This is a genomic window from Vibrio sinaloensis DSM 21326, assembly GCF_000189275.1.
Taxonomy (GTDB): domain Bacteria; phylum Pseudomonadota; class Gammaproteobacteria; order Enterobacterales; family Vibrionaceae; genus Vibrio; species Vibrio sinaloensis.
Map to the genome: position 1 here is coordinate 123,344 of NZ_AEVT01000074.1, position 8,965 is coordinate 132,308.

Consider the following 8,965-nt stretch of genomic DNA (forward strand, 5'->3'; position numbering starts at 1 on the left):
AAGCATAGGATTAACAATGCTGGATTCTAAATTACTTCGTACAGAGCTGGATGAAACAGCTGCAAAATTAGCGCGTCGTGGCTTTAAGCTTGACGTAGAAACAATCCGTACACTTGAAGAGCAACGTAAGTCGATTCAAGTAGAAGTTGAAAATTTACAATCCACGCGTAACTCCATCTCCAAGCAAATCGGCCAGAAAATGGCGGCGGGTGATAAAGAAGGTGCTGAAGAGATCAAGAAGCAAATCGGCACTCTAGGTAGCGATCTTGATGCGAAAAAAGTAGAGCTAGACGAAGTGATGGCTAAACTTGAAGAGATCACCCTGTCTGTTCCTAACCTACCAGCTGATGATGTTCCAGCAGGTAAAGACGAAGATGATAACGTTGAAATCTCTCGTTGGGGTGAGCCAAAGACATACGACTTTGAGCTAAAAGATCACGTAGACCTAGGTGAACTGGGCGGTGGTTTAGATTTCGCTAGCGCGACGAAAATCACGGGCGCTCGCTTTATCGTGATGAAAGGTCAGTTTGCTCGCCTACACCGCGCAATTGCTCAGTTTATGCTTGATCTTCACACTGATGAGCACGGCTACACTGAGATGTACGTACCGTACCTAGTGAACTCTGACAGCCTGTTTGGTACCGGTCAGCTACCGAAGTTTGGTAAAGATCTGTTTCATACTGAACCACTAGAAGAGAAAGTGAACGACGAAGAGCCACGTAAACTGTCTCTGATCCCAACGGCAGAAGTACCAGTAACGAACATGGTTCGTGACACCATCTCTGACGAAGCTGACCTGCCTCTTAAGATGACGGCTCACACGCCATGTTTCCGCTCTGAAGCAGGCTCTTACGGTCGCGACACTCGTGGTTTGATTCGTATGCACCAATTTGACAAAGTTGAGCTAGTACAAATCACCAAACCAGAAGAATCAATGAACGCACTTGAAGAGCTAACAGGTCATGCTGAGAAAGTTCTACAGCTTCTTGAGCTTCCATACCGTAAAGTGGTTCTGTGTACAGGTGATATGGGCTTCGGCGCTCGTAAAACATACGATTTAGAAGTTTGGGTTCCTGCTCAAGAAACGTACCGTGAAATCTCTTCATGCTCTAACATGTGGGACTTCCAAGCTCGCCGCATGCAAGCACGTTTCCGTCGTAAAGGCGAAAAGAAACCAGAGTTGGTGCATACATTAAATGGCTCTGGCCTAGCGGTTGGTCGTACTATGGTTGCTATTCTTGAAAACAACCAAGAAGCGGATGGCCGCATTGCAATCCCAGCGGTACTTCAGAAGTACATGGGCGGTGCAACTCACATCGGTTAATTCGTTAGTGAATACCAAAGGCGACTCATTGAGTCGCCTTTTTTGTTTGGTTTGTTACTTCATGTCGACGGGTTAGAATTGAATCAGATATTGATTTTGATCTGGCAATAATTCCAATTGCCAGGTCATTTCTTGATCGCCGTTCAATGGGGTCCACTGAACGTAAAGTGCTTGCCAGTTAACGTTCACTATCAAGTCTGTTGATGGTGCCGTTTGCGGGTAAATGCTAGTTAGATGTGACGTGGGATCAGCAATGTAGCGCCCATCTTCTAACCGTGCACCTAGACTGGTGTAAACGTGTATGACACCTTCATCAGGCGACGCTTGTTGTATATCTAATTGTACTTTTCGTTCAACTTGGAAAGAGAAATCACGCTGTGCAACGACATTTTTTGTCTCTATCGTTGTAGCGCCTTGGTTAGAGGGCGCGCTGCCACCACCACCTCCGCCACCCCCGCATGCAGCAAGAAGAGAAGAGAGCGAAAGGGCGAGTAAGGTATTGTTGATTTTCATAGCGCTATCTCCTATTGAGCTGAGAATATTTTGTTTGCTTGTGGGTTTTGATACCAATTGGTATCAGACTCACCGCTACTCGTGACCCAACTAGGGAACTGAGTGTAAGCATGTGAAATATCGACACGTTCAAGTGGATGCGTCCATTCGGTCGTCAAATTGAGGGCCCAAGGCATTTGGTTATCGGTTAAAAAGTAAAAGCTGCCATAGCTATTGTCATCGTGACTACCGAACAATCCGTTGTCCATCATGCTGGTGCCCGAATGGCTTTTTAAATGCGTTTGCCAAGTGATGCCTGGAGGCGATGGTAAGAAATCACCATGGTAGTAGTTCTCACTCGCGAAGATAAATGGGTCATAAGGGGCATCACCTATCGTATTTTTGGCGACTGGTGAGATAAAGGTTACGTCTAACTGATAGTTAAGGGCTTCATCTGCTTGTCCCGTACAACTGGCTTGTGTGCGATAGAAGTTACAAGTTTCATCTAAAACACCAAGGTTGGTGAGAGCGTCGCGTAAATCGGGCTCTATCACTAGAACGGCTTCATCTTCTGAGGTTTGTATAACTTGGTAATCAACAGCAGCGCCATTCCGAGTCAATGAGACACTGTCGAGGTTACTGCGATCGACGCCAGGAAGGTGCAGAGCAAAGCCATTGTGATATCCTGCTCCCATTGCTTTGAGGTGGTAGTTGGCACTAAAGCTTTTCAACTCCCTCTGGCCGTTTAAGGTTTCTGTAATGCGATATTTGAACACCACATCATTAAAGTCGTAGTCGCCCATCAATGGCCAGCGATCTTCAAACGCGAGTGTTGCATAGCTATTGGATGAAGGGTAAACAGAGGTAGTCGTTGCTTCAGCGTCGTTGTTTTGCACCAGAATTTCATACTTAGCGTCTGTTGTTCCATCACTATTCACCCCATCGATCGCGGTAAACGGGGTCACCTCTACAGTGAACAACAAATCATTAAAATCATTGTCGCCGTTAGGGCGATAGATATCTTCGAAGGCGAGGACCAAAAAGTCGTTCGTAGTGTCTAGAAAAGCCACATTATGGCGACGATTTAACGAAGTGGATTCGGGATTAAGATCAGGGTTGCTATAAAAAGGTGAATTCCAGTAACCCAAACTGGCGATGGTATTGTAACTGCCGCTATATCCCCAACCATTAGGAATGATGAAGAAGGCGAGTGTCTGGCCTGCCGTCAGTTCAATGTTGAGATCCAATGTGTCGCCCTCACTCATTTCCCCATCTGGAGCTTTGGAAGTGTTGGGAAAAATAACAACATGGGCATCGATTAGATCTTTGTCAGTCGGTGGAGAATTGGTGTCGTAAACGAAATAACCAAGGGTATTTCGATAGCCGGCACCTTCGTTCAGAAACGTCACCTTAGCCGTTGCATGGTCAGCACCTTGCAGTTCATCGTCAATATCAATACTGGAGTATTTATTGGCAGAGATGAACTGTGGATTGACAGTTTGCCCTTCAGGTAACAGGCTGTAAATGTTACTGAGTGTATCGCTTGGCATTTGCTCAGCTCGTGAATAGACATCGCTGGCTTTGCCTTTGTAACTGTAGTTGCTTGCACTGCTTCCTGACTCGAACTGCATGTCGGCGGTCGTGAGCGCGAAACTCGGTGTCGCTGACCCCAGAAGTGAAAGCGCGATTATCGATTTTTTATGCATATTCTTTTCTCCCTGTTGCGCTAACAACAGATAGAGCAAAGAATGTTCCAATATTTTATTTATTAAATATCAGCCGCTTAGGGTTTGATTGGCCAGTGGGGTTATTTTGAGAAGAGATATGACAATCGAAATGAGAATGGGTGCTCTAGAAATAAAATGCTCCGCATTAAGCGGAGCATAGTAAACTTTGTCGTTGGCTTAGATACTCATCTCACCACGCAGTACTTGCTGCATTTTAACTTTAACTTGTTCGTAAGACAGGTTTTGACTGAGTAAGAAGTGCAGTTTAGCGAGTGCGGCTTCAGGAGTCATATCATAACCACTGATAACACCTGCTTCAGCCAGCGCACAGCCCGTGGCATAGCCACCCATATTGACTTTGCCAGCCAAACATTGGGTTAGGTTAACGACAATGACCCCGCGCTCAGAAGCGTCCTTCAAATGAGCTAACAGCTCTGGGTTCTGCGGAGCATTCCCAACACCAAAAGTCAGTAAAATCATTGCGTTGACAGGTTGCAGCAGGGTGTTACGGATCACTTCATGGGAGATACCCGGGTACATGGTGATCACACCGATTGGTTGTGGCGTGATGTCATGAACGTGGAACTCACCCTCAGGCGTTTGGTCAACCTTGATCTCATTGCTGATCTGGATGTTGATGCCAGCTTCCAGCAGAGGAGGTAGATTTGGCGAGGTAAACGCATTGAAGCCATCAGCATGTGACTTGGTGCTTCGATTCCCGCGCATCAATTTATTATTGAAGAACAAGGTCACTTCATTGATCGGGTAATTGGCTGCGATATGTAGCGCATTTAGCAAATTAGCCTGACCATCTGAGCGAAGCTCTGCCAGTGGAATTTGCGAACCTGTAACGATAACCGGCTTACCTAGATTTTCTAGCATGAAAGACAGGGCTGATGCGGTATATGCCATGGTATCGGTACCATGCAAAATAACAAAGCCGTCGTATTTGTCGTAGTTGGCACGGATATCGTCGGCGATCTGCTGCCAATCTTTCGGTGTCATGTCTGACGAGTCGATCAGCGGGTCGTATTCATGAATGGTAAATTCTGGCATCTCTGGGCGGTGGAATTCAGGCATGCTAGCCAGTTGTTTTTCCATAAATCCAGCGACAGGAACGTAACCGTGATCATGCGACTTCTGCATACCAATGGTGCCGCCAGTGTAAGCGATATAGATATGTTTTCTTGCCATTGTTTCGAAACCAGTGTTTATAGGGGGAACAGAGCGGGGGATTATATATCAATCGAGGCCAATAAAAAGGGGCATTCCCCACAGGAACACCCCAAATTCGAGTCTAGTAAAGCCCTTCGCTGACAAAGGTGACTTAGCCAACGAGAGGATGGTTACTTATTGGACTAAGCAGTTTAAACAAAAGGCATAGTGACCTTTTGGATCATTAAAGCTCTGCAACATATCTGCGTCCGCTGCCACTTGCTGTGCGATAGGCTGAAGTGCAGCAGGCAGGTAGGCGGAGACATCAACACCCAGTGATATCTTCACTTGATTCATGATGTTCTGGATAAACTGCTGCGCAGGGCTGAGTGGTTCTTCAACCCAGTACAGGTTGTAGTCTGTTAGCTCTGCAAGCTCCGCGGCAAGTTTCACGGCGTCATCAAAATCACCGATATTATCCACCAAGCCTAGGTTTAGCGCATCTTGACCGGTCCATACGCGGCCCTGAGCAATATTATCCATTTGTGCCGCTGGAATCTCACGGCTGCTGCTCACTAAATCCGTGAAGCGCTTGTAGCCATGCTCAATACCTAATTGAAATGCTTCTGCAGCGCCCTCGGTTAAGCCTGTAGTCACTCCGACACCAGAAAACGGCGTAGTACCCACACCATCGGTATAGACACCGAGTTCATTAAGGCCTTTTTCAAAGGTTGTGATGACACTAAAGATGCCGATTGAGCCAGTCAATGTGGTTGGCTGAGCAACAATGCGATCAGCACTGGTCGAAATCCAATAGCCTCCGGAGGCAGCTACGCTCGACATTGAGGCGACAACTGGCTTACCGGCTTCTTTGAGAGCGAGGATCTCATTTCGAATCACTTCAGAGGCGAATGCGCTGCCCCCAGGGCTATCGACGCGAAGTACCACCGCTTTTACTTTGTCATCATTGCGAGCTTGACGGAGTAGTGCGGCAACAGTGTCTCCACCGACGGTCCCGCGTGGTTGGTTACCGTCCATGATGGCACCACTGGCAACGACAATGGCGACATCGTCTGCAGCGGTGTTGAACCTAGCTGCCATGGTTGGCTGATAGTCGTAGTAATCGATATAGTTGTAGCTGTCTTCTCCGTTGCTACCAAAAACATCAATCATTTCTGTACGCACTTGCTGACGAGTCGCAAGTTGATCAACCAAACCAATATTGAGAGAAAGTGCAGCAAGATCGCCGTTGTTTTCTTTTAGCAAGGCGAGAAACTGTTCCATGCTGAGATTGAGTGTGTCCGTCGAGATTTGGCGGTTAGCAGCGATATCGTCGGTAAATGCTCCCCAAAGCTGCCCTAGCCAACGAGATGCGGACTCTTTGGCTTCTGCTGACATATCGTCGCGAACGAAAGGTTCGATAGCCGATTTATAGGTTCCGACTCGAAACACATGCGTGTTAACGTTAAGTTTTTCTAGCAAAGTTTTGTAGTACAGCGAATACGCACTGTAACCTTTTAGCATCACTGCACCATCCGGAGCGAGATACACTTTGTCCGCATAGCTGGCGAGGTAGTATTGACTCTGGTTGTAGAAATCACCCACGGCGTAAACCGGCTTACCTGACGCTTTGAATTCATTCAGTGCTTTAGCAATATAGCGCAACTTGGTGAGATTGGTTTCAGGTAGATCACCTAACGCCAAGACGAGGCCACTGACATTTTCATCATCCTTCGCGTAACGAAGCGTATCGACGATGTCGTACAAGACGTTTTCGCGCGGTAAATCTTGGCCTAATAAAGAACCAGTAAAAGAGTCCATTGGGTTAATGTAGTTTGGTTGCTCCACGATCGGCCCTGAAAGATTAAGGATGAGCGCCGACTTTGTTGGTACTGAAGGAGCTTCGCTTTCAGCATGGAAATAAACGAAGTAGATGATCGCTATCGAGGCTAGAAAGAAAAGGTTTGTGAGGGCAAGTCGTACAAAGGTGATCAGTTTCCAAATCCCTTTGAAGAACAGGCCGATAAACTTAATTAGTTTTTTCATTTAATCTCCGCTGCTGCGCAAGCAGGTAAAGGCTTATTCGCTGTAAGACCTTATTATTCCAGAAAAGTTACATCCTACTTAAACTAGTATACCCAAACAACCGTAAGATTGATCGGTGTTACAAAAATGTAAACGCTTGTTTGATTTATATTACGGCAATGTTTATTCTGGTCAGACCAGAATAATTAAATGGAAGTGATGTCCGCCATGTACCCAAATCTACTACAGCCGTTAGACCTAGGATTTACCCAGATCAGAAACCGAGTGTTGATGGGCTCAATGCACACGGGCCTAGAAGAGCACAAAGAAGGCCTGGGCAAACTTGCTGCTTTTTACGCAGAACGAGCAAAAGGCGGTGTCGGCCTAATCGTTACAGGGGGTTTCTCACCGAATCTACGTGGGCGACTGCATCCTTTCAGTGCTGAGTTTAGCAAATCTAAACATGCTAAAGCGCATAAAGTGGTCACCGATGCGGTACATGAGCATGGTGGAAAAATCGCATTGCAGCTGTTACACGCTGGCCGTTATGCGATGCATCCTTTCGCGCAAAGCGCTTCGTCTATTAAAGCGCCCATTGCTCGATTTGCTCCCAGCGAGATGAGCGTTCGCCAAATCAAGAAAACAATCGATGCGTTTGCTAACAGTGCAGCCCTTGCTCAACAAGCAGGTTATGACGGTGTAGAAGTCATGGGCTCAGAAGGCTACTTGATTAACCAATTCATTTGTAAGCGAACCAATATGCGCTATGACGATTGGGGTGGCAGTTACGAAAATCGTATGCGTTTTCCGTTAGAAATCGTCAAATCGATACGTCAAGCGGTAGGCGAGAAGTTCATCATCATCTTCCGTCTCTCAATGCTTGATTTGGTCGAAGAGGGCAGTACGTTTGACGAAGTGATCGCTTTGGCGAAAGAGCTCGAAAAAGCAGGCGTAACTATCATCAATACGGGGATTGGATGGCATGAAGCTCGTATACCCACGATTGCGACTCAGGTGCCACGCGGCGCCTTTACTTGGGTTACGGAGAAAGTGCGACCTCACGTTAGTGTGCCGATTGTTACCTGTAATCGCATCAATACGCCAGAAGAAGCTGAGAAGATTCTGTCCAGTGGTCATGCTGACATGGTTTCAATGGCTCGGCCTTTCCTAGCTGACCCTCATTTTGTTATTAAGGCGGAGAACAACCAGTCTCAGTTAATCAATACCTGTATCGGCTGCAACCAAGCGTGTCTAGACAATGTGTTTAAAGGTAAACGAGCAAGTTGCTTAGTTAACCCATTGGCGTGTAGAGAAGACGAACTGACGATCACTGTGACCGATACTCCAAAGAACATTGCGGTAGTCGGCGCAGGACCTGCGGGTCTTTCTTGTGCCACAACGTTGGCTAAACGAGGTCATCATGTTGACCTGTTTGAGAAGAACGATCGCATTGGTGGTCAGTTCCGCTTGGCGATGCAGATACCGGGGAAAGAGGAGTTCCGTGAAACCATCCGTTACTTCGCTAACCAAATAGATGAAACTGGCGTTAAGCTGCATCTGGAAACCGAGGCCAATTTTGATTTGCTGGGCGAGTACGATGAAGTCGTTATGGCGTCAGGTGTTGAGCCGCGCAAAGTAAACATTGATGGCATCGACAACCCTGAGAAGGTCGTGGATTACCAAACCTTAATCAAAGAAAAAACGTTTGTGGGTAACAAGGTTGCCATCGTAGGTGCGGGGGGTATTGGTGTTGACGTGGCTACCATGCTTACTGAGCCTCAAGGCCATAACCTTGATGATTGGTTACATGAGTGGGGGATCGATAAAGAGATCAGCCATCCGGGTGGTTTGTATCCTTATCCAGACTCATTAAGTGATAAAGAGGTATGGGTATTGCAACGTCGCCAAGGTCGTGTTGGTAAAGGACCGGGGAAAACGACAGGTTGGATACACAAACGAACCTTGGAGAAACGCGGTGTCAATCTAGTCGGTGGCGTTAGCTACGACAAAATCGACGATAACGGCCTGCACATCTCAGCCAACGGTGAACAGAAGTTGATTGAGGCTGATAAAGTGATCATTTGTGCGGGACAAGAATCGGTCAGACCGTTCGAAGATAAATGGCAACAGCTCGGTGATAAGCTCCATATTATCGGCGGTGCAGATTATGCGGGTGAGCTCGACGCGGTTCGAGCCATTCGACAAGGTGTAGAACTCGCCACTAAGCTATAAACAAAAAAAG

General features: G+C 47.0%; 6 protein-coding genes. 2 read left to right on the top strand and 4 right to left on the bottom strand.

The window, feature by feature from the left end; genetic code table 11:
- Nucleotides 1–16 precede the first annotated feature (16 nt).
- Nucleotides 17–1,324: a serine--tRNA ligase gene (gene serS, locus RH45_RS13645; protein WP_008078074.1), complete on the top strand. Its 1,308-nt coding sequence runs from the start codon at nt 17–19 to the stop codon at nt 1,322–1,324.
- 72 nt (nt 1,325–1,396) lie between these two features.
- Here serS and RH45_RS13650 read toward each other — a convergent pair whose 3' ends face one another.
- The 4 genes from RH45_RS13650 to sppA form a co-directional block, all read right to left on the bottom strand.
- Complete coding sequence (locus tag RH45_RS13650) at nt 1,397–1,837, bottom strand: hypothetical protein (protein WP_008078076.1); 441 nt, start codon at nt 1,835–1,837, stop codon at nt 1,397–1,399.
- Nucleotides 1,838–1,848: 11 nt separating this feature from the next.
- Nucleotides 1,849–3,522: an LruC domain-containing protein gene (locus RH45_RS13655; RefSeq protein ID WP_008078078.1), complete on the bottom strand. Its 1,674-nt coding sequence runs from the start codon at nt 3,520–3,522 to the stop codon at nt 1,849–1,851.
- 198 nt (nt 3,523–3,720) lie between these two features.
- Nucleotides 3,721–4,737 carry an asparaginase gene (gene ansA / locus RH45_RS13660; protein ID WP_008078081.1) on the bottom strand — a complete coding sequence of 339 codons (1,017 nt, stop codon included), beginning with the start codon at nt 4,735–4,737 and terminating at the stop codon, nt 3,721–3,723.
- Nucleotides 4,738–4,893: 156 nt separating this feature from the next.
- Nucleotides 4,894–6,744 (bottom strand): signal peptide peptidase SppA, encoded by a 1,851-nt coding sequence (gene sppA / locus RH45_RS13665; protein ID WP_008078082.1) that lies wholly within the window; start codon nt 6,742–6,744, stop codon nt 4,894–4,896.
- A 198-nt stretch (nt 6,745–6,942) separates the two neighbouring features.
- Between sppA and RH45_RS13670 the strand changes: the two genes are divergently transcribed.
- Complete coding sequence (locus RH45_RS13670) at nt 6,943–8,955, top strand: NADPH-dependent 2,4-dienoyl-CoA reductase (protein WP_174263530.1); 2,013 nt, start codon at nt 6,943–6,945, stop codon at nt 8,953–8,955.
- Nucleotides 8,956–8,965: the final 10 nt, after the last annotated feature.